Source organism: Janthinobacterium sp. B9-8 (genome assembly GCF_000969645.2).
Taxonomy (GTDB): Bacteria; Pseudomonadota; Gammaproteobacteria; order Burkholderiales; family Chitinibacteraceae; genus Iodobacter.
In genome coordinates this window covers 819,548-841,897 of the sequence record NZ_CP014222.1, presented here as the reverse complement: position 1 = coordinate 841,897, position 22,350 = coordinate 819,548, and the positions used below count along the sequence as shown (strand labels likewise).

The window sequence follows — 22,350 nt, the reverse complement described above, 5'->3', positions numbered from 1 at the left end:
CCCATCACGAAATTTACAAACATTTACCATTAACCCAAAAACAACAAAACCCCAGCCATTGGCTGAGGTTTTGTTGTTGTTTGTGATACTCAACAACCGCTAAAAACTAAAGCAGGATTACTCCCACTCAATCGTAGCAGGTGGTTTTCCTGACACATCATAAACAACGCGGTTAATACCTTTCACTTCGTTGATGATCCTATTAGACACTTTGCCGAGTAAGTCGTAAGGCAGTTCGGCCCATTTGGCGGTCATGAAGTCGCTAGTGACTACGGCACGTAGTGCTACTACGTAGTCGTAGGTGCGGCCATCGCCCATTACGCCGACGGATTTCACTGGCAGGAAGACGACGAAGGCTTGGCTGGTGAGTTCGTACCAGTTTTTGCCGGTTTTTTCATCGACTGTAGCGCGTAGCTCTTCGATAAAGATGGCGTCGGCAAAGCGGAGAAGATCAGCGAATTCTTGCTTTACTTCACCAAGGATACGCACGCCTAGGCCTGGGCCTGGGAATGGGTGGCGGTAGACTAGCTCTGGGGCTAGGCCGAGCGCTACGCCTAGTTCGCGCACTTCGTCTTTAAATAATTCGCGCAGTGGCTCCAGCAAACTCAGCTTCATGGTTTCTGGCAGGCCGCCTACATTGTGGTGGCTCTTGATGGTGTGCGCTTTGCCGGTTTTTGCGCCAGCAGATTCGATTACATCAGGGTAGATGGTGCCTTGGGCTAGCCATTTTGCGCTTGGCAATTTAGCGGATTCGGCTTGGAATACTTCTACGAATTCGCGGCCAATGATTTTGCGCTTGGCTTCTGGGTCGGTAATACCGGCAAGGTGGCCCATAAATTGCGCGGCGGCGTCAACGTGGATCACTTTTACGCCAAGGTGCTCGGCAAAGGTGTCCATCACTTGCTTGCCTTCGTTCAGGCGCAAGAGACCGTTGTCTACAAACACGCAAGTCAGTTGGTCGCCAATCGCACGGTGGATCAGGGCTGCGGCAACGGAGGAGTCCACGCCGCCAGATAGGCCCAAGATCACTTCATCTGTACCGACTTGTTCGCGGATTTTGGCAACTGCTACGTCGATGTAGTTAGGCATGGTCCAGCTTGGCTTTGCGCCGCAAATATCGAGCACAAAGCGGTTAATCATTTCACGCCCTTTTAGGGTGTGAGTCACTTCTGGGTGGAATTGCACGGCGTAAAAACCACGTGCTTCATCAGAAATAGCGGCAATCGGGCAAGCTTCGTTGCTGGCGATGACGGAGAAGCCGGCTGGCAGCGCGGTGACTTTGTCACCGTGGCTCATCCAAACTTCTAATACGCTTTGGCCTGCGCTATTTTTGCGATCTTCAAGGCCGCCGAATAATTTGCTGCTTGCTTGCGCGCCAATTTCGGCAAAGCCAAACTCGCGCACCGTGCCTGCTTCTACCTTGCCGCCTAGCGATTCGGCCATCCATTGCATGCCGTAGCAAATACCGAGTACCGGCACGCCTAGCTCAAACAATTTAGGATCGGCTTGGTAATCGCTCTCGTAAACCGAGTTTGGGCCACCAGAAAGGATGATACCGGTCGGTTTAAATTCACGAATAAAATCAATCGATACATCAAAAGAATGCAGCTCAGAATACACATGCGCTTCGCGAACACGGCGGGCAATCAGCTGAGTCACTTGCGAGCCAAAGTCCAAAATCAGAATTTTATCCATGCTGTCAAAATCTTTGATGTTTAAATAATCGCCGAATTTTACCTTGCTCAGCCCATTGCGGCTAGCACGTATTCAGCAAACAAGGGCTACAGCGCTAGAAGTTTGCTTATTACAGCAATAGCGGTGCATTTTCTTTCCCGCAAAGCAAGCGCAAAAAATGCCGAAGGGATAAACTTGTAAGATCTACGCCAAGGAGCGCCGCCATGCCTATCAGCGATTACCATATCAGCACCGATCAGCAACGCTTTGATCTGGATGCCATTCATGCTTTTCTTAGCCAAGCGTATTGGTCACCGGGTATTTCACGCGATACGGTGGCGAAAGCTACGCAAAATTCCTTGGCGTTTGGCGTGTTCTTGGGGGATCAGCAAATCGGCTTTGCACGGGTGATTACCGATAGGGCCAGCTTTGCTTATTTGGCCGATGTGTATATTTTGGATGCGCATCGCGGCCAAGGCTTGGCCAAGTATTTAATCGCCACCATTCAGGCCCACCCTGATTTGCAAATGATTCGGCGCTTTATGCTGGCAACCAAGGACGCGCACTCGCTGTACACCCAATTTGGTTTTACTGAGCTGGCGAATTCCTCACGTTTTATGGAGATCCATAGTCCGAGCGTGTATCAGGCTTAGTTTTGTGTAAGCCAGTCTATTTAGCCGGATAGATACTCGCCTGCGGGTTGCGCGGGCCGTGTTTTAGCCAGACTAGCATTGATGCTAGTCTGGCTAAGCTTATTTCAGCGCCTTCAGCAGCGCTTCAAACTGAACTTTTACCGATTTATCATGCGCTGTAATCGGTGGCACCTCGCGATCTATTTGTAGTAATTGATACACCGCCAATTGCGCCACCCGCACGGAATATTCCACGGTAAACACCACATCTTCAGGAATTTCCACAAACTGGCTGATGAAGGCCAGATTTTTGGATTCTGCTGGCACAGGCAGTGGCCGATCACCCAGCTGGCGCGGCATAAACATGCTGGTGATATAGGGCATGCGGCAGGGAATGCAATTGGCGGTTTGCACCGTATCTAGATCAAAACGCAAGTGCCCGCATAATTCACGCAGGATTTCTTCGCCATTGCAATCTGCCATCGGTTTGGCAACAAAATTGCCGACCCGATCAGGGGATAGCGCATAGCCCCAGAACACTTGCACATCTTCAGGCTGATTGGCGAAGTGCGGTTGATGCGGCAGAACGACAGACATCAACCAGTTGGAATCCTTAAACGTGACCAAGCCACCCGTACCCGGCTGATTGCCGCTGAACGCGATCATTTGATTGAAAAAAGCAGGGTCGCTCAGTGTGACGGTAAACGATTCCCATAGCGATTGAGCGATACGGCTATTAAACGTAGAAGGATTACCGAATTCTGGCCGACCAGTAGCAATTTTTTCCCACAAATCCCAGCCTCCGCTATGCGCTTTATTGCGTTTTTCAGGTGAGCTTTGCATTGAGCCAAGGCTAGATGCATCGGTCATGGACGCATTTTGGAAAAACACCAAATCGCCTGCGGCAATATCAATAAATCCGGTAGCACCATCGTCCCTTTTGTAATGCAGGCCAGTGACGGTATGAGCGCCTTGCTCCGTTTGAATATCCATATCGGTAACGGTGCAATTCATTTCAAAATGCACGCCTTGCTCTTGCAACCAGCGTTGCAGCGGCAGCACCAAGGAATCATATTGATTGTAGATGGTGCGTTTAACGCCACCCAAAGTTTCAATGCGTGAGAATTCCATCATAAAACGATGCAGATAGCGCTTAAATTCAACCGCGCTGTGCCATGGTTGAAAAGCAAAGGTGGTGACCCACATAAACCAGAATTCAGTCTCAAAAAATGCGGGTGATAGCCAATCGGTGATGCAACTGACACCGAGCTCAGCTTCATCGGCACTGCTTAACTTGAGTAATTCCAAGCGATCCTGCATGGAGAAACCCATGGAGCTGACGTGAACTTTGGCGCGCCGGCAATCAACCAATCGCGCCATTGCATGCGATTTGAATATTTCATTAAATTCAATGGTTTCTTGAAATACCGTTTTTTCTGGGGCAATCAAAGAAGGGATTGTTTTAAATAAATCCCAAGTGCATTCGTAATTATCGGTGGTGAGCATGCGCCCGCCGCGCAAGGAATAGCCCATCCTGCCATCACCATCGGCGTCCAAACTGCCACCTAATCGCGGCAGCGATTCCAGAATGCTGATGTTTTGTGCAGGAATACCACCATCACGAATCATAAAGGCAGCGGCAGCTAAAGAACCAATTCCGCCACCGATCAGGGTAGCTTTGAGTGTTGTTCCCATTATTTTCTCCGAATGCGTCATCACAAATCCGCGATTCAATTTAATAACGCTTGAAGTACAGGGTGTCACGATGCCAAGGGGAGAAAATTGATATGAATCAAGATCTGGCAGAAGGTGTGCAGTCGCTCTAATTTGCTTCTCTGTTGTACTGAAGCGAAAAAAGCTCAGCATTTTCAGCATGTTCGCCGTGGGGGCTAAGCGCCAAGGATGCACATTCGCGCTACCGCTAGTTTGGTTTTAATGAGCGAGGCCCATGCTGAAGGCTTTATGGAAAACAACCTGCTTGTAATCGATCAGGCTTAAAACAAGGGCGAAAAACCCATCCGCTAATCCCACAAACAGATGGATTTTCAACCGCCCTTCACTAAATTAGTTTTTACTCTGCCCCAAGCGATCAAGCATGGCTTTCACTGCAGACATCTGCGGTGACGTTTTGCTGTAGAAATTAGGTGCTAAAGGGTTAAGTGGATCGGAATAGCCCCAAAAATCCCAGCAGCCCTTGGGGTTAAGCGGGGTAAAAAATCCGTAGCTAGCCTTTGCTTGTGGGTAAAGCACGATGATTTTATTAGCGTCGGCCAGCTCGTTATAACCTGTGGTGCCATAAAACAGATTGCCGATTTTCTCTGCCCCCTGCTCGCAGCCATGAAAGGCAACGTGCACTTTGCAGGTTTCTGCCTCACAAGCCTTAGGCACGTACAGATAAGCATCATCACTCATGCTGGTGTAGCCAGACTTGATAAATTCACTTTGATCAAATTGAACAATCTTGCCGCTAAGCGCGGGCAGCGCAGGCTGCAGATCGCCGTAAATATGCTTCAAAATATCTTGCGACTGAATAAAATCGCAATCATTGATATAAGGCGCTTGCGTATCCGCGCAAACCACATCTTTTGCATTATTCGTAATGATGGCGTGCCCGGCATTCACGCTCTGTACATACTTAATATTTTGCGCTGGCACGCCTGCTAATTGGTAAAACGCAGTGGCTTGATCCACCACCGCCGTAGCCACGGTTTTATCGGCCTTGCCGCTAAACAGATAAACTTTCTGACTCTTTAATAAATCGAGTTGATCGATGGTACCAGACTGCTCAAAGCCCTTTGCCAACCGCAGGAGCAGCTGAGGATCAGGCGGGCCGTAAGCACTCAGAGAGGGGTTCATGCAGGCCGTTTGGGCCACCGTAACAGACGGCGGCATAGGGTAAGCCGAGCCAGAACAATAAAATGGCCCACCAGCCACAATGCCTGCGCCGACCAGCGTGCCAGAAAACGCAGTATGAAATTGCGCGGCCATAAACGCGCCGGAAGACAAGCCAGAGACAGAAGTCTGGCTTAAATCCACTTTGTAAGCGGGTAGTTTTGCTGCTTTATCTGCAAGCGCAATATCGGCGAACACGCTTAAAAATATAGCAGCCCCGGCTAAATGACGAAGATACTTTATTGACTTTGCTTTCATGATGTTTTCCCAATTAAGACACCAGTTTAAAATTAACTTTCATTAAACTTAGTAATCTTCAACGAGAAATAATACATCCGCTCTTGAATTTTTTATGACATTTGAGCAGTGTGTCTTTGGGCGCTTTAAAACTCAGGAACATTTCTGATTATAAAGATGCTTCAGTTTGCCTTGATAGCGAACTAAATCTTGACCCACAAAGTAAAACGAGAACACAGAGAAAACCATCAAATCGTTGAGGTTTTCTGTGAAACGCTGTGCTCTCTGTGGGCTTGAGGGATCTTAGCTTTAAGCTGAAGCCTCTTTATCGTAAGACTCAAGCAATACTGAGGCATTCACGGATAAAGCCACTCCTGCCCATCAAGCTACTTCGCCACTCTGTGATGCACAAAACGTAAAATTTCATCCAGCACAGGCAAGGCCGCCACAGCCTGCGGGTGATTAATCATCGCCACTACCACCGAAGTTTGACCGTTAATATCGCGCACATAGCCCGCTGCGGCGCGTACATCACGCAAGGTGCCGGTTTTGATATGTGCTTCGCCCGCCATGCTGCCAAGGCGCTTTTTCATCGTGCCATCGAGCGCCACCAGCGGCAAAGACGAGATAAACTCTGCGGCGTAAGGGCTTTGCCATGCATCAATCAATAAATCGGCCAGATGACGCGCGCTAATTTGCTCCTGCCTTGATAGGCCCGAGCCATTTTCCATTTTTAACTCGTCAAAATTTTTGCCTCGGCCAGCAAGCCAGCGGCGCACCGCCGCAAAGGATTTAGTAGAGGAATCTTTGCCCGCTTCAGTGGAGCCAAGGCTTAAGTAAAGCTGCCGCGCCATCGTGTTATTGCTGAATTTATTAATATCACGAATCACATTCGCCAGATCAGGCGAGCGTGTGGTCAGCAAAACTTGCGCTTCGCTCGGCACCAGCCCCGTACGATTCACCCCCATAATCACCCCGCCCTGCTCCGCCCACAGGCTGCGAAACAGGCTGGCGGTATAGCTGGGGTGATCCAGCAACGCCAAATAACGCTCGCTCGTGCAGCCCGAAGGCATGCTGCCACTCAATGATATTTTGGCGCTACTTCCCTGATTATCGATGGCCAGGCGGAGCTTGTTTGTTGCGCAATTGGCTGTGGGGCTGCTAATCAGGCGATTGTCAATTAATACCGTCGCCAAATTAGGCTCCAGCGAGGCAACCACGCCACTGGCCTCGGCCCTAAGCGTTAAACGCAGGCTTTTTAAATTGCTCAGTAGGCTGTCAGGGGAAACTAAAAAGGGCCGATATGGATCATCGCCATCGTCGTCATAGCTGGCGCTTTCGTCGCTTGAGCTAAAAAAACTACGATCCAGCACTAAATCACCGCGAATCTCTCTGACGCCAGCGGCTTTTAAATCGCGCAACATCAGCCAGAATCGTTCCAGATTCAGTTTTGGATCGCCGTAGCCCTTAATGTAAAGATCACCGTTTAAAATGCTATTCACGGGCTTAACCGTGGACGAGATTTCAGTGGTCCATTGATACGTTGGGCCTAAAAGCGACAATCCGGCATAGGTGGTCACCAGCTTCATGGTGGATGCTGGGCTGCTTGGCTTATCGCCCTGAAAATAGAGCGCAGGCAGAGACGATTGCAGCGGTACAATCGCCAAGCTAAGCGAATCACTCGGCAGTTTTGCAGCCTTTAAAGCGCTTACAATCTCGGCAGGCAGCTCGGCGGCAAAGGCCGGAGCCCAAGCGAAGGCACAAACTAATACTATTTTTTTCAAGAAATGATGGGTATTTTTCAAAGAGGTTTCTCTTTTTGAGCAGCCTGACGCGCCTGCCAAGCGGCGTAATCCGCAAGGTACTGGGCGCGTAAAACATAATAAATATCAAAGACACAGCTATCCCCACAGCCGCTTCCGCAGCAGGATTCAAACTCTGGCTCTATTGGCGCTTCCGGAGGCGGATCGTTTTCGAACTGATTATCTAGTGGCAGCATCTGGTAGAATTCATCTATGGCTTATCAAGTACTGGCACGCAAATGGCGGCCCAAATCATTCGCCCAACTCGTTGGGCAAGAACATGTGATCAAAGCGCTGGCAAATGCCTTCGCAAATGATCGTTTACACCACGCCTATCTGCTGACCGGCACACGCGGTGTGGGTAAAACCACCATCGCGCGGATTATGGCAAAAGCGCTGAACTGCGAAACCGGCGTCACCGCCACACCGTGTGGCGTGTGCTCGGCGTGTACGCAGATTGACGCAGGGCGCTTTGTTGATCTCTTAGAGATCGACGCGGCATCGAACACCGGTATCGACAATATTCGCGAAGTGCTCGACAACGCGCAGTATTCGCCAACCGCCGGGCGGTACAAAGTGTACATTATCGACGAAGTACACATGCTGTCAAAAAGTGCTTTTAACGCCATGCTTAAAACGCTGGAAGAGCCGCCTGCGCACGTTAAATTTATTTTAGCCACCACCGATCCGCAAAAAGTGCCGATTACGGTACTGAGCCGCTGTCTGCAGTTCTCCTTACGCCAAATGACACCGCAGCAAGTCTCCGGCCACTTGGCGCAAGTATTGCAGGCCGAAGAAATCAATTTCGAGCAAGGCGCGCTTAATATCCTTGGCCACGCCGCCAATGGCTCGATGCGCGATGCGCTCAGCCTCTTGGATCAGGCCATTGCCTATGGCGGTGGCGATGTAGGCGAGCTAGCCGTACGTGCCATGCTGGGTGCGGTGGATCAGAGTTATTTATTTGATATTCTGCAAGCGCTGATTGCGGGCGATGGCAACGCCGTCTTAGCCACCGCCGACGCCATTGCGGGCCGTGGCTTGTCTTACGAATCAGCCTTGCACGAGCTGGCGCATTTGCTGCACCAAGTGGCCGTAGCGCAAGCCGTACCCAAAGCCTTAGCCGACGATTTGCCGCAGCGAGCACAAATTGCCGCTCTTGCGGAGGCCATGAGCCCAGAAGACACCCAGCTTTATTATCAAATTGCCCTGCATGGCCGCCGCGATCTGCCGCTGGCTCCGGATGAATACGCTGGATTTAGCATGACACTACTGCGGATGTTAGCGTTCGCTCCCGCAGAAGCCAGCCAAATTAATCTACCATCGCAGGCAGCTAGTCCGACCTTAACGGCAACACCAGCGATTCAAGCCGTGCCTACGCCTGCTCCTGCGCCCAATCCACCGGTACAGCAGCAAGCCGCGCCGCGTCCGCCAATCAGCGATGAACCCGCTCATTACGATGCGCCGCCCTGGCACGAGGAAGAACGTGCTGCGCCACCTGCCCCTGCGGCCCCTGCTACTCCTTCAGCGCCCGTCACAAAAGGCCCGTTTAATGGCGACTGGCGCGCGCTGATTTTGCAGCTCAAGCTGGGTGCCGCAGGTATGTTGGCGCAAAACGCCGAATTGCTTGGCTATACCGCGAACTCTATCGAGTTATTAGTGGGCGAAGAACACACCGCCGTCGCCAGCCGCGCCTACCAGGAAAAGCTGCGCGAAGCGCTCAGCAATCACTTTGGCCATGATATTTTGCTGACGATTACCCTAGGTTCGGCCAGCGGTGACACGCCAGCGGCGATTGCCTTAAGAGAAAAATTGGCTCGCCTTGCAACTGCAACGCAATCAATTCAAAACGATCCTTTTGTACAATCCGTGGTACGCGATTTTGGTGCCACAGTGATTCCTGATTCAATCAAACCACTCAATTAACCAAGGAGCAACGACAATGTTTGGTAAAGCCGGCATGGGCAATCTGATGAAACAAGCCCAACAAATGCAAGAAAACATGAAAAAAGCCCAAGACGAATTGGCAACCGTAGAAGTAGAAGGTCAGGCGGGTGCTGGCATGGTGAAGGTGGTGATGACCTGCGCCAATGTAGTGAAGCGCGTCGCCATCGACGACAGCCTGATGACCGACGATAAAGACATGCTGGAAGACTTGATTGCTGCGGCATTTAACGATGCAGTACGTAAAGCAGCGGCCACATCAGAAGCAAAAATGGCTGGCTTCTCGGCAGGCATGCAATTACCACCTGGCTTTAAAATGCCGTTTTAATTGAGACGACTTGTGTCAATCTACGCGGGTGAAACCCACCGGCTTTACCCGCCCTACAGTGATTGATACAAGCCTATCAAAAAGGGGCAATCTGCCCCTTTTTTACGCCAGAGCACCCCATGTCCACACCGCCATCCCTGCATGCACTGATCGCCGCACTCAAAACCCTGCCCAGCATTGGCCCGAAATCCGCACAAAGAATGGCCTTTCATTTGATGCAGCGTGATCAAAAAGGCGCGGCCGATTTAGCCACCGCGCTGAATAACGCCCTGATCAAGCTCAAGCATTGCAGCCTGTGCAATACCTTTGCCGAAGTGGATTTATGCGATGTGTGCAGCGATGAAAAACGCCAGCACAATCTACTCTGCGTGGTGGAAATGCCGACCGATCTGATGATGTTGGAGCAAACACTGGCTTTTCATGGTCTGTATTTTGTCTTGATGGGCAGGCTTAGTCCTTTGGACGGCATCGGCCCCAAAGATATCGCCTTAGAAAGGCTCTTGGAGCGTGCCAGCGACGGCATTGTGGAAGAAGTCATCTTAGCCACCAACTTCACCACCGAAGGCGAAGCCACTGCGCATTATCTGGCCGAAATGCTGCGAGCCCGCGGCCTAAAAGTTAGCCGCATCGCTCGGGGCATGCCGGTAGGCGGCGAACTAGAGCACGTCGATGCAGGCACGCTGGCGCAAGCCATGCTTGAGCGACGCAGTGTTTGATTTCTCGCTTATTTTCCGGCTGGCCAGTCTGACTAGGGGGCTTTGTGTAGGCAGAGTAAAGGCCTCCGATTAAAACCACCATCACTACTCCGCAAAAACCTCTTGCAGCGTTTCTAATGTAGAGGTCAACGTGTCGACACTCACTTCACCCATTTTTTAATCAGCTGCGTCTTATCCAAAGTTCGCACTTGGTCTCTTACATTGTTATCACATACCTAATGCGCCGACATCTTAGAAAACAGCTGTAACACCACCACCCCGCTCACAATCAGGCCCAAGCCGATAATAGCGGGCCAATCTGGTTTCTGGCCGTAAAACAACATCGCCACGATGGTCACCAGCACAATACCCATACCCGACCAGATCGCATAAGCCATACCAACCGGCATACTTTTTAATACCAAAGAAAGCATCCAGAACGCCACGCCATAGCCCACAACTACGACCATGCTGGGCATCAGACGGCTGAAGCCTTCAGTGGCTTTTAGAGCCGATGTAGCGATCACTTCGGCCACAATAGCCACCGCTAATAAAAAATAAGCATTCATCAATCCACAACCTACAAAAACAAGCCCGCTATCTTACGATAAGCGGGCAAGGAAAGACGGGGAAATAATGACTAGAACAACAAAATAATTACTCAATTCTTAAGGTGCTTTCCGGATCAAACATGACCACCTTAGTCATATCGAGAGATAAGCGCAGTGTTTCTCCCGGCCCTTTAGCCGCCCTTGGGTGAATCCGCGCTACAACAGGAGTGTGATTTATTTCTGTGAAGATCATGGTATCAGGGCCAGTGGGCTCGGTCAGTTGCACAAGGCAGCCCAAGCCACCCAGTTCATCATCCGCCACATCCAGTTGCTCTGGCCGAATACCCAAAAACACTTTCTGCCCCACTCGTTGTTTAAGCGCCTCACTCTGCTGCACCGCTAAAAACTGAATTTCACCATCGGATTGCAAGCTCACTCCAAGCAGCCCATCTTGCTCAGCCAAATGACAGGGAATAAAGTTCATTGACGGCGAACCTATAAAACCAGCCACAAATAAATTAGAGGGCTTTTCATAAATATCTTGCGGGCTACCAAATTGCTGAATAATCCCGTCTTTCATAACCGCAATTTTGTCCCCCAGCGTCATCGCCTCAATTTGATCATGGGTGACATAAACAATGGTAGTTTTTAAACGTTGATGCAATTGCTTAATTTCAGTACGCATTTCAACGCGCAATTTGGCATCTAAATTAGATAGCGGCTCATCAAATAGGAATAAAGTTGGATTACGCGCTAAAGCTCGCCCCATTGCCACACGCTGGCGCTGCCCACCGGATAATTCAGCCGGCTTTCTATTTAATAAGGGCGTAATTTGCAGCATTTTAGAAACGCGTTCAATAATCTCTTCCTGCTCTTTTTTTGGCACGCCACGCGTTTCCAAACCAAAAGCAATATTTTGCCGAACGCTCATGGTGGGATAAAGCGCATAGCTTTGAAACACCATTGCGATATCTCGATCTTTAGGCGGCACATCATTTACCTTGCGCCCGCCGATATAAATCTCGCCACTCGTTGGCGCATCAAGACCTGCAATAATATTCATTAAAGTCGATTTACCACAGCCAGATGGCCCAACCAAAATCAGAAATTCACCTGCTTCAATGGCAATATCAATGCCTTTTAGGATATCTGTATCACCAAAGCTTTTGATGATATTTTTAATTGCCAGTGCGCCCATTGTTTATTCCTTAATATTTCAGCATTTATCACCAAAAAACACATCCAACACAATAGATCAACGACAGCGTTTTCTATAAAAGACTAAACGTATTTCTCTGTGTTCTCATTGAACTCTGTGTCTACAGGTTTTTTAACCCTTCACCGCGCCTGCCGTTAATCCACGCACAAAATATTTACCGGCAAACACATACACCAAGATAGTTGGCAAGGCCGCGATAATGGCTGCGGCCATATCGACGTTGTATTCTTTAACTGATGTTGAGGTATTCGCCAGATTATTTAACCCTACCGTAATCGGCTGGCTATCCCCGGCTGAAAACACCACGCCAAATAAGAAATCATTCCAGATATTGGTAAATTGCCAAATCAGCGTCACCATAATAATCGGCGTCGACATCGGTAAAATAATCTTAAAAAAGATACGCCAGAATCCTGCACCATCCAGCCTTGCTGCTTTAATTAGCTCATCCGGAATACCCACATAATAGTTTCTGAAAAATAAGGTGGTGGATGCCAGACCGCAAACTACGTGAACAAATACAAGACCGGTTGTAGAACTGGCAATTCCTAACCAGCCCAATGTTTGCGCCATAGGCAAGAGCAATACTTGAAAGGGCATAAACACGCCAAATAAAATCATGGCAAAGACGATTTCTGACCCTTTAAAACGCCATTTCGCCAATACATAACCATTAATCGCACCCAGCGTGGTCGAGATTAATACACCAGGAATCACCATTTTGACTGAATTAAAAAAATAGGAAGATAAGCCATGGCACTCTACCCCTGTACAGGCAGATGACCATGCTTTACTCCAAGCATCGAACGATATGGAAGTAGGAAATGAAAGTAAATTGCCACTCCTAATTTCATCCAAATCTTTAACCGAGGTAATAAACATCACATACAGCGGCAATAGATAATAAAAAGCAGCCAAACACAGCAAGGTATATAGCAGGGCTCGGCCCATTTTATTCGCCATTTTTCTTGCCCCTTAATTCCGAATAAAGATAAGGCACTACCAGCGCAGCAACAGTGGCCAGCATCATCATTGAGCTAGCTGCCCCTACGCCCATTTGCCCTCGCGTAAATGCCATGGCGTACATAAAGGTGGCAGGCACATCAGAAGAAAACCCTGGCCCTCCTCCCGTTAAGGCCATCACTAAATCAAAACTCTTAATGGCGATATGCGACAAAATCATCAGGGTAGAAAAAAACACCGGTCTTAATGCGGGAAGAATGATTTTCCAATATATTCTAGGTAAAGAAGCACCATCAATTTGCGCGGCCTTTAATATGGAATCATCAACACCGCGCAAACCCGCTAGAAACAAAGCCATGACAAATCCCGATGATTGCCATACGCCAGCAATCACCACGGTATAAATCGACATTTCAGAATTAACCAGCCAATCGAAAGTAAACTGCGTAAAGCCCCAATCGTGCATTAGTTTTTCTAAACCTAATCCGGGATTTAACATCCATTTCCATGCCGTACCCGTCACCACAAAAGAGAGTGCCATCGGGTAAAGATAAATTGTGCGTAATACGCCTTCGCCACGGATTTTCTGATCTAAAAAAATAGCCAGCCCAATGCCAATCGCCATCCCGCTGCCAATAAATAAACCTGCAAAAATAAACAAATTTTTTACCGCTACCCACCAGCGCTCATTTTCAAACAATATTTGATATTGTGCCAAACCTGTCCATTCTAAATTAGGCATGAGTCTTGAAACGGTAAATGATAAATACCCATTCCAAAGAATAAAACCATATAAAAAAAACAGCGTAAGTAAAAAGGATGGCGCTAATACGAGGCGCGGCAGCCAGCGCTCCGCGAAGCCATATTGTGCTTCCTGAGCGGATGTAGACATTATTTTCTCCAGAGCTTCTTCATCCCGCAAGCGGGAAAGACCAAGGCATAAGAAAAATTCGCTTCTTATGAGAGAGGCTGGCAAGTAAAACGGGGCACTGGCAATCTGTCGGCTTTAAGATTGATCTACAGCAAAAAAGCCAGCTGGCTGCCAGCCCCGTTGATTACTGCATTTATTTAACTTTTGCTGCTGCAGCCAGCTTCACGCTCGCCTGCTGAGCAGTCATTGAATCATCATTCCAGAATTGCGAGATCACATCAGCCACAGCACCTTGGGTGGCCGAGCGCATCGCCATTCCGTGCGCCCATGATGGCAATAGTGATCCTTTGGCCGAGGTGGCTTTAAAATCTTCGGCTGATTTTTTGCCGCAATCATCAAACTTGCTCATATCCATGCCTTGCCGCACTGGAATAGAACCTTTATTCAGATTAAATATTTCTTGGAATGCAGGGCTCATCAAGGTGACTGCTAAGTCTTTTTGCCCTTTTTCCGCGTCTTTATTTGGCAGTTTAAACATGGCAAAACTATCGATATTAAAGGTGTAAGCAGCTGCTGTGCCAGGCGCTGCCACACAGAGGAAATCTTTACCCGGCACTTTGCCAGCCGCAAGGAATTCACCCTTAGCCCAGTCGCCCATGATTTGCATGGCGGCCTTGCCATTAATCACCATCGATGTGGCTAAGTTCCACTCGCGCCCCGGTGCATTTTTATCTGTGTAAGGTTTGAGTTTTTTATAGGTAGTCAGCGCCTTAATCATATTGGCACTGCTCAGCGTGGTAGGGTCGAGCTGAATAAACGCTTTTTTATAGAAATCGCTGCCGCCCACACCAAGGGCCACTGCTTCAAAAACCGTGGCATCTTGCCAAGGCTGGCCACCATAGGCCAAGGGTTGAATTCCGGCTTTTTGTAAAGCTGCCGCAGTAATAAAAAACTCATCCCAAGTAGTGGGTACTTTGGCATTGGCTTTTTTGAGTAAATCAGGATTCACCCATAGCCAATTGACACGATGCACATTTACAGGAGCCGCCACATAGCTGCCTTTGTATTTCATAACATTGGCAACAACAGGGGGTAGTAATTTGTCCCAGCCTTCTTTTTTAGCCACATCGTCTAAAGAAGCCAAAACACCTTCATTACCCCACTCCTGAATAGATGGCCCTTTGATTTGAGCGGCAGCAGGGGGTTGGCCAGAGACCACACGGGTTTTAAGCGCCGTCATCGCGTTATCGCCCGCCCCACCTGCCACGGCAAAATCTTTCCACTTATGGCCTTTGGCTTCCAGCATTTTTTTAAGCTCTACAGCCGCTTTTGCCTCTCCACCAGAAGTCCACCAATGTAATACCTCAACATCCGCAGCATGCACAGAAAACGCAATCGAAAAACTAGCTGCCAACAAACTCACCTTCAGTTTCTGCATGATCGTATTCCTTGTGTGGGAACGCACATTGCCAACTAAGCGTGCTGCAATGACTTTAGTTTGATGACATCGCCATTTAAATGAGGCAAAACACGATCGGGCCATTACCCTAAGGTAAATACCCTAGCAACCAAACAAAGGAATACGAATTGGCTTTTCAATTAAATTTCCGAGATTTGCACTCCTTTCAAAGATGCAGCCAAACCACCGGCAGAGCGCACTTTTAATTTGGTGTAAATACGTGCCCGGTGCACTTCTACGGTTTTAATACTGATATCTAATTCATCCGCAATTTGCTTATTTAAGCGGCCAGTGAGTAATTCACGCAGCACTTCACGCTCACGCGGGGTCAGACTTTCCAAGCGCTCGTCTAGGGACTGGCGGGCTGTCCACGCGCTACGCGCTTCTTCATCCCGGGCAAGGCAAGCTTCAATTCTGGAAACCAGCAGGCCGTAATCGCATGGTTTTTCTAAGAAATCCATCACGCCATCTTTAACTGCAGCAACGGCCATTGGCACATCGGCGTGCCCCGTTAAGAAAATAACCGGCGGCAAATAAAAAGATGTTTTTAATTCAGCATAAAGCTCTAAACCACTCATGCCCGTCATACGAACATCAATAATCAGGCAGCTATACTCTGCGGCATCGGATTCTTTTAAAAAATGTTCTGCCGATTCAAAGCCAAATACCGGCCATTGATGCGCTTCAAACAAAATTTGCAGGGCATCACGAACAGCGGAGTCATCATCAATTACAGCGATAGGGCGCATACAATTACCTTTCAAGATAGTAATACTCAGGAGGCCAAAGAAAACACGGTGATTCATTCCCAATACAGCAGCAATGATTTCATCCGTATGCTTTAAATGGCTAAATCCTTATTTAAGATAAAACAATTGGGAGGCGAAAAACAAAACAGCTGCCGCCTTCAGGATTGGCCTGAATTTTTAAATGCCCCTGATGCTGTTCAATCACAGAGCGACAAATATTCAAACCTATCCCCATCCCCTCGGGCTTACTGGTATAAAAAGATTGGAACAATAAAGCAGGATTTTCAATCCCCGAGCCACGATCGGCCACACACACTTCTAAACAATCTTTGCTCTCATATGCCGTTACTTTGATTTCCCTTTGCTCAACAGGGGTATCAATCATTGCTTCCATGCCATTTTTTATCAGGTTAAACAGCACTTGCTCCAGCATGACACCATCCCCCATTACTTTAGGCAGTGGCTGCACTAAATCCAGCACAATGCGGCTTTGATATTTTCTGGCCATAGGCTCGAGCAATTGCATCGGCACAGCCAATAGCTCAGCAAAATCACAGGGCTCGCTGCGCGATGCCCGGCGGGATGAGAAATTGCGAATCCCGCTGATAATCTGCCCTGCGCGGCGGGCCTGTTCGCCCATTTTGGAAAGAATATGCCTTACCGAGCTTTTTTCATCGCGCGATAAAATCTCCTCGCCCGCTGCAGCATAGCCCGCAATCGCGGCCAGTGGCTGATTCAGCTCGTGTGCAAGGCTGGAAGCCAGCTCGCCCATACTCACCAATCTGGCGGTATGCTGCAGCTTTGCCTCGCGGCTACGATCTTCTTCGGCCTTTTGCCGCCTTTCCGTGATATCTGCTGCGATCTCTAACCAAACCACATGCCCATCCACCCACTGAATACGGCGACGCTGTACTAAAAACCAACGCCCGCTAATCGGGTCCTGCCGTTCAACTGTCGCCTCGCCCAAGGGTAAGAGCGGCCACATACAGCACTCGCCATCGGCCAGCATGGGAAAAGTATAGCTGTGATGACGATTGCGATAGCGCACCACACCGTTATCCACATCAAACACAGAAACAGCAGCATCCAAGCCTTCTAATACCGTGAGCAGCTGCTTACGCGATTCAGCTAATGCTTCACGCTCGCTTTTAAGCTCGGTCACATCATATAAAGACGCCATCCAGCCCCGATGCTCACCACGCCCATCGACTAAGCGCGATGAATAAAGCCGCACATCGAAACGCTCACCGTCGCGGCGCATAAAGCGCAGCGCAAAACCACTCACAGGGCATTCTCCTGACAGCAGCGAATTCCAGGCTGCGGCACAGACACTCAGCTCCTCAGGGGCCCAATAAGGCATAGGAGAGGATTTACCCAGCAATTCGGCCTGTGTTCTGCCCACCATGCTGCAAAAAGCCAAATTAGCGTAAATCAAATGGCCTGATGTATTGATCGCCAGCAAACCAGTGGTCAGTGAATCCTCCATTGCGGCGCGAAAGCGCATTTCATCCCGTAACGCGCCTTCTGCATGTTGACGCTGCTGCATACGCTTTCTCAGCAAGCTTAAAGCCCATAGCAAAGCCACTAGTAAAACAAACACCACGCCCAGCAGCCAGAGCTGAGTGACCGATGTTTTTTCATGCCGCACACTGGCGCGTAGCTTAAGACCATGCCCGAGTGGCTCGAACCCAACCGACCTGCTGATCCCACTAGGGTTTTGCATGGCATCATGCGGTGCCAGCACATTGCCCTTACCATCCAGCAGGGATAAATCATAACGCTGCACCATCCACCAAGGCACCCGCTGCTGCAAAATAGCGGGTAGCGCGTAAGCGGCCAGCACCGAGCCCAGATAAACCGTACCTTTGAAAATAGGCACAACCAAAACAACCTGCGCTACTTTAGGCTCACCCGCCATGATTACATTGGAATACAAGACATAGCCTAAGGTTGCCGCGCCATCGAGCACCTCTAGCAAAAAAGGATCATCCAGCGGCACCAGGCTTTGCGGGCGCGAGCTATAAGCAGGCAAACCCCATACGCGGTTGCCCGATGAATTAACATAATCAACCGACAGCATTTCCGGAGACGCGCGTAACAGGCTATCTGATCTGGCCCTGAAATCTTCTTCACGCAAGGCATTTGCAGCAATGCCATATGCTAGGTTTTCAATGGCATTCTGATTTGTCTGTAAATGCAAGCGCAGCCCTTGCTCCTGCCAGAGTAAATCCTGTGACAGCACCGTATCCTGAGCATTGCGGGCCTGACGATAATCCAGCCAGACAAAGCTGGTCAGCGCCAAAAGCACAAGGCTGATCGCGATATAGGCGAGCCACCATAACCAATGTTGGCCGATTCGACGCATTAGAGAAGAGGTAATCATTGGCCGATGCGGAGCATGAGGAAAAAACACAGAGGTGGCCAGTTTAGTACAACAAATAAGAAGGCTTAGCTTGATACAGCTGAAAAGTAATCATATTGGCTTAACTTAGTGCATCAAAAAATAATAGTGAGCCACTGGCTCGATGTATTTAATAAACAATTCATGCGTGGAGGATAGGGTGCATTGTGGCTACTCCACATATGGTAAAACCCTAATTAAAAAAAATGCCGGAGCGATTCGCTCCGGCATTTTTTATTTACACGGACTTAAAAAAACGTCCACATTGCATATTTCATTTTTAAAACAAGTACTTAATCATAACAAGAAAAACAATAATACGCGTATATCATAAGATTAATCGCGGCTATTACCGGTAAAAGCCATAATCAAATGCAGCAGGCTAGTAAATAAATTGTAAACGTTAAGGTAAAGGCTAAGCGTAGCGCTGACGTAATTGGTTTCGCCACCGTTTACGATACGGCTTACATCATACAAAATAAAGCCCGAAAAGATCATGACGGCTACCGCAGAAATCGTCAGGGACAGCGCCGGGATTTGGAAGAAAATATTAGCCAGTGCCGCCAAAATAATCACGACCAAACCAATCATCAAGAATTTCCCCATAAAGGAAAAATCTCTCTTTGTGACGGTAGCAATGGTCGCTAGGGTAAAGAAAATCGCCCCGGTACCAATAGCCGCCATCGCGATCATTTCAGCACCATTGCTAAAGCTTAAAGCCATTTGCAGCATTTGTGACAGCCACAAGCCCATAAAACCGGTGTAGCCCAGCAAAATAAACACGCCTGCTGCGCTTTCTTTGGTTTTTTCAATGGCATAGAAAGAGCCAAAGCTAATCGCCATAAAGACAATAAAGCCGATCAAAGGCGACATGCGGAACTGCATCGCAACGCCTAAGAAAGCGCCGATTGCTGTTGGCACCATGGTGAGCGCCAACATAAAGTATGTGTTGCGTAATACGCGATTACGCTCGGTCGACAGCGCTGAGCTGCCATAAGCTGTGGTATTTAATTGCATTATCGTGTCTCTCCATTCTCACGGACTTGCCGTGTATGTCAGATAGATGGGTGCTATCTAAAAAAGTTTCAAGCGGGCTTAAAAAAACATTCAATATCTGCAAATGTTACTAAGGCTAATTCTTTGGGCGACCACCGTGGCTGATCGTCTCTGTCAATGAGTTTAGCACGCACACCCTCATGAAAATCACCATGACGCAAACAATTTCTTGCGCCCAGCCATTCCATTTCCACCACCTCATCGTAAGAAAGCGACTGAGCCCGCAGTGCCATTTCCCACGTTAAGTAAATAGAAGTCGGCGAGCCCGCCGCTTGCAGCTCCGCCGCCAAACGCAAAGCAGGCGCATCGCCCTGATAATTTTGAATACGCTCGCAAATGGCGAGCAGATCATCCCCCGCGCAGATGGCCTCCACTTCATCCGCCAGAGGCAACCACACCGATTCAGGCAAAGGGCAAGGCCAAGCCGCTGATAGCGCAGCTAATGCGCCAGAGGCCAGCTCCGCATCGCGCACGCCAATGCCACTCCACGGTAACTCTTGCAGCACACAGAGCAAGGATTCAAAGCTGTTGCCCGATAAAGCAAATTCAGCCGCGCCAAAAGCCAGTGCATCTGCCGCATTCAGGCGGCTGCCCGTGAGTGCCAATAAACGACCTATTTTTCCTTCTAGCTGTTGCAGCCAAAAGCTGGCCCCTACATCGGGAAACAGGCCAATGCTCACTTCAGGCATAGCGAGCACACTGGATTCAGTGACGATTCGATGGCTGGCCGCCGCAAAAATCCCCCAGCCGCCGCCCATTACAATGCCATTACCCCAAGCAATCACCGGCTTGGGATAGCGATGCAATTCCCGGCACAGATCATACTCATGACGAAAAAAATCATCGCCTTCATGCAAGAATTCTGGCTTGCTCATGGCATGGTAAAGCGCACGAATATCACCGCCCGCACAAAAAGCCCGCTCACCCTCTCCACGCACTAACACCGCCACCAGCGATGGCTCATGCCGCCAAGCCTCAATTTGCTCACGAATTTTCAAAACCATAGGCAAGCTTTGCGCATTTAGCCTGCTGGAGGCTAATAAAATTTCACCCAAAAACAAACCATTACTCAGCGCAATCTGCTGAAAATGCACCATCTTTATATCTCTCTTTAAAACAAGGGGAGTGCTGCGAATATTGATTAATACGAGGGACGAGTGTTACATAACAGCGAAAACACCACCCAAACATAAAGCCCAAATCTTAAACCACGGAGAAAAAGGAGAACACGGAGGGTCACGGAAAAAAAACATAGGGAAGCAAGGCTTTCTCCGTAAAACTCCGTGCTCTCTGTGCCCTCTGTGTTTCAAGATTTGGGTTTTGGCTAGAGGCTAATTATGGTGTACTACGCCCTGCAGAACATGTCAGCCTCCCGTACCACCCACCGTCAGGCCACCATCAATACGTAAGGTAGGCTGGCCCACGCCAACGGGTACACTCTGGCCTTCTTTGCCACAGGTGCCCACGCCCGGATCAAGCGTCATATCATTACCGATCATCGATACACGCGTCAGCACATCGGGGCCGTTACCGATCAGGGTTGCGCCTTTTACCGGATACATCAATTTGCCGTCTTCTACCCACCATGCTTCGGCGGCAGAGAATACAAATTTGCCACTAGTGATATCAACCTGACCACCACCAAAGTTAGCCGCGTACAAGCCACGCTTGATCGAGCCGATGATTTCTTCAGGCTCCGCGCTACCACCCAGCATCAGGGTATTGGTCATGCGTGGCATAGGCAGATGGGCAAAGCTCTCGCGGCGGCCATTGCCAGTCAGCGGCATATTCATCAGGCGGGCATTCAGGCTGTCTTGCAAATAGCCTTTTAAAATACCGTCTTCGATCAGCACGGTGCGCTGAGTTGGATTGCCTTCATCATCAATATTGAGCGAGCCACGGCGATCAACAATCGTGCCGTCATCCACCACAGTCACACCCTTAGCCGCAACCTGCTGGCCCATTTTTCCACTGAATGCAGAAGAGCCCTTACGGTTAAAATCACCTTCTAAACCATGACCAATCGCTTCGTGTAATAAAATACCCGGCCAGCCCGAGCCCAACACTACGGTCATTTCACCGGCAGGCGCTGGGCGGGCGTGTAAATTCAGCACGGCTTGATCCACGGCTTTTTTCGCGTAATCCAGCACCACGGCATCATCAAAATAGCCGTAAGCAAATCGGCCACCACCGCCTGCACTGCCCTGCTCACGCAGGCCGTTTTCTTCCACAATCACTTGGATAGACAAACGGCACAGTGGACGCACATCTGCGGCCCGATGACCATCGTGACGTGCCACATAAACCACTTCAAACTCGGAAGCGAGACTAGCCATCACTTGCACCACGCGCTTATCTAAGCTGCGGGCGGTACGCTCTAGCTTTTCCAACAACGCCACCTTGGCTAGCTCGTCTAAGCTAGCCAGCGGATCAACTGGCTGATAAAGCGAATGGCCAACAATATCGCGGTTTAAAGCCACGGTATTTTGCCCACCCTGGCGACCAATCGCCCGCGTTGCGGATGCGGCTTGAGTCAGCGCCGTCAGGCTGATGTCATCTGAATAAGCAAAAGCCGTTTTCTCGCCCGACACAGCACGAACTCCAACGCCGGTATCAATATTAAAGCTACCTGACTTCACAATGCCTTCGTCCAGACTCCATGCCTCGCTACGGCTGTATTGAAAATACAGATCAGCGTAATCAATATCGTGCGTCAGCATCTGCCCAAACACTTGATCGAGCTTGGCATCGTCAAGATTAAATGGTGTCAGCAACGTTTGGCGGGCAGTTTCTAAATGAGTCATTGTTTTGTCGCTTGTGTGAATCAGATTATTGAAAGGTATTACACACTATCTTTAAGGCACAGGGAAGGCGAGAAAT

The 22,350-nt window shown here is 49.3% G+C and carries 19 protein-coding genes; 4 read left to right on the top strand and 15 right to left on the bottom strand.

Features of this window, described 5'->3' with window-relative positions; genetic code table 11:
* Window positions 1-117: 117 nt before the first annotated feature.
* Window positions 118-1,695 (bottom strand): glutamine-hydrolyzing GMP synthase, encoded by a 1,578-nt coding sequence (gene guaA, locus VN23_RS03680; RefSeq protein ID WP_046353164.1) that lies wholly within the window; start codon window positions 1,693-1,695, stop codon window positions 118-120.
* 203 nt (window positions 1,696-1,898) lie between these two features.
* Between guaA and VN23_RS03675 the strand changes: the two genes are divergently transcribed.
* The gene (locus VN23_RS03675) at window positions 1,899-2,327 is read left to right on the top strand and encodes a GNAT family N-acetyltransferase (protein WP_046353165.1); all 429 of its coding nucleotides are present in this window, start codon (window positions 1,899-1,901) and stop codon (window positions 2,325-2,327) included.
* Window positions 2,328-2,426: 99 nt separating this feature from the next.
* On the opposite strand, the gene VN23_RS03670 is transcribed toward VN23_RS03675, so the two are convergent.
* From VN23_RS03670 to VN23_RS03655, 4 genes are all read right to left on the bottom strand, one after another.
* Window positions 2,427-4,001 (bottom strand): oleate hydratase, encoded by a 1,575-nt coding sequence (locus VN23_RS03670; protein WP_046353166.1) that lies wholly within the window; start codon window positions 3,999-4,001, stop codon window positions 2,427-2,429.
* A gap of 369 nt (window positions 4,002-4,370) precedes the next feature.
* Entirely contained in the window at window positions 4,371-5,456 is a 1,086-nt protein-coding gene (locus VN23_RS03665; RefSeq protein WP_046353167.1) for an extracellular catalytic domain type 2 short-chain-length polyhydroxyalkanoate depolymerase, read from the bottom strand.
* Between the two features lie 365 nt (window positions 5,457-5,821).
* Window positions 5,822-7,240 (bottom strand): D-alanyl-D-alanine carboxypeptidase/D-alanyl-D-alanine endopeptidase, encoded by a 1,419-nt coding sequence (dacB, locus tag VN23_RS03660; RefSeq protein ID WP_052746744.1) that lies wholly within the window; start codon window positions 7,238-7,240, stop codon window positions 5,822-5,824.
* A complete protein-coding gene (locus VN23_RS03655; protein ID WP_052746745.1) occupies window positions 7,237-7,434 on the bottom strand; it encodes an oxidoreductase-like domain-containing protein in 198 nt (65 codons plus the stop codon). Before VN23_RS03655 ends, dacB begins: the two co-directional genes overlap by 4 nt.
* A gap of 16 nt (window positions 7,435-7,450) precedes the next feature.
* On the opposite strand from VN23_RS03655, the gene dnaX reads away from it, so the two are divergent.
* The 3 genes from dnaX (at window position 7,451) to recR (ending at window position 10,222) form a co-directional block, all read left to right on the top strand.
* Window positions 7,451-9,160: a DNA polymerase III subunit gamma/tau gene (gene dnaX, locus VN23_RS03650; protein ID WP_046353168.1), complete on the top strand. Its 1,710-nt coding sequence runs from the start codon at window positions 7,451-7,453 to the stop codon at window positions 9,158-9,160.
* A gap of 16 nt (window positions 9,161-9,176) precedes the next feature.
* Window positions 9,177-9,506: a YbaB/EbfC family nucleoid-associated protein gene (locus VN23_RS03645; RefSeq protein ID WP_046353169.1), complete on the top strand. Its 330-nt coding sequence runs from the start codon at window positions 9,177-9,179 to the stop codon at window positions 9,504-9,506.
* A gap of 119 nt (window positions 9,507-9,625) precedes the next feature.
* Window positions 9,626-10,222 carry a recombination mediator RecR gene (recR, locus tag VN23_RS03640; RefSeq protein ID WP_046353170.1) on the top strand — a complete coding sequence of 199 codons (597 nt, stop codon included), beginning with the start codon at window positions 9,626-9,628 and terminating at the stop codon, window positions 10,220-10,222.
* 215 nt (window positions 10,223-10,437) lie between these two features.
* On the opposite strand, the gene VN23_RS03635 is transcribed toward recR, so the two are convergent.
* The 10 genes from VN23_RS03635 to tldD form a co-directional block, all read right to left on the bottom strand.
* Complete coding sequence (locus tag VN23_RS03635) at window positions 10,438-10,770, bottom strand: DMT family transporter (protein WP_046353171.1); 333 nt, start codon at window positions 10,768-10,770, stop codon at window positions 10,438-10,440.
* Window positions 10,771-10,858: 88 nt separating this feature from the next.
* On the bottom strand, window positions 10,859-11,950 hold the full coding sequence (locus VN23_RS03630; RefSeq protein WP_046353172.1) for an ABC transporter ATP-binding protein: 1,092 nt from the start codon (window positions 11,948-11,950) through the stop codon (window positions 10,859-10,861).
* Window positions 11,951-12,082: 132 nt separating this feature from the next.
* Window positions 12,083-12,934 (bottom strand): carbohydrate ABC transporter permease, encoded by an 852-nt coding sequence (locus VN23_RS03625; RefSeq protein WP_046353173.1) that lies wholly within the window; start codon window positions 12,932-12,934, stop codon window positions 12,083-12,085.
* A complete protein-coding gene (locus tag VN23_RS03620) occupies window positions 12,924-13,826 on the bottom strand; it encodes a carbohydrate ABC transporter permease (protein ID WP_046353174.1) in 903 nt (300 codons plus the stop codon). The genes VN23_RS03625 and VN23_RS03620 overlap by 11 nt, the downstream gene beginning before the upstream one ends.
* A 172-nt stretch (window positions 13,827-13,998) precedes the next feature.
* Window positions 13,999-15,243, bottom strand: a complete 1,245-nt coding sequence (locus VN23_RS03615; RefSeq protein WP_046353175.1) for an ABC transporter substrate-binding protein — start codon at window positions 15,241-15,243, stop codon at window positions 13,999-14,001.
* Between the two features lie 161 nt (window positions 15,244-15,404).
* Window positions 15,405-16,013: a response regulator transcription factor gene (locus VN23_RS03610; protein ID WP_046353492.1), complete on the bottom strand. Its 609-nt coding sequence runs from the start codon at window positions 16,011-16,013 to the stop codon at window positions 15,405-15,407.
* A 112-nt stretch (window positions 16,014-16,125) separates the two neighbouring features.
* The gene (locus VN23_RS03605; protein WP_046353176.1) at window positions 16,126-18,396 is read right to left on the bottom strand and encodes a PAS domain-containing sensor histidine kinase; all 2,271 of its coding nucleotides are present in this window, start codon (window positions 18,394-18,396) and stop codon (window positions 16,126-16,128) included.
* Window positions 18,397-18,750: 354 nt separating this feature from the next.
* Window positions 18,751-19,431, bottom strand: a complete 681-nt coding sequence (locus VN23_RS03600) for a Bax inhibitor-1/YccA family protein (protein WP_046353177.1) — start codon at window positions 19,429-19,431, stop codon at window positions 18,751-18,753.
* Window positions 19,432-19,499: 68 nt separating this feature from the next.
* Window positions 19,500-20,567, bottom strand: a complete 1,068-nt coding sequence (locus VN23_RS03595; protein WP_046353178.1) for an enoyl-CoA hydratase/isomerase family protein — start codon at window positions 20,565-20,567, stop codon at window positions 19,500-19,502.
* A gap of 267 nt (window positions 20,568-20,834) precedes the next feature.
* Window positions 20,835-22,274 carry a metalloprotease TldD gene (gene tldD, locus VN23_RS03590; protein WP_046353179.1) on the bottom strand — a complete coding sequence of 480 codons (1,440 nt, stop codon included), beginning with the start codon at window positions 22,272-22,274 and terminating at the stop codon, window positions 20,835-20,837.
* Window positions 22,275-22,350 lie beyond the last annotated feature (76 nt).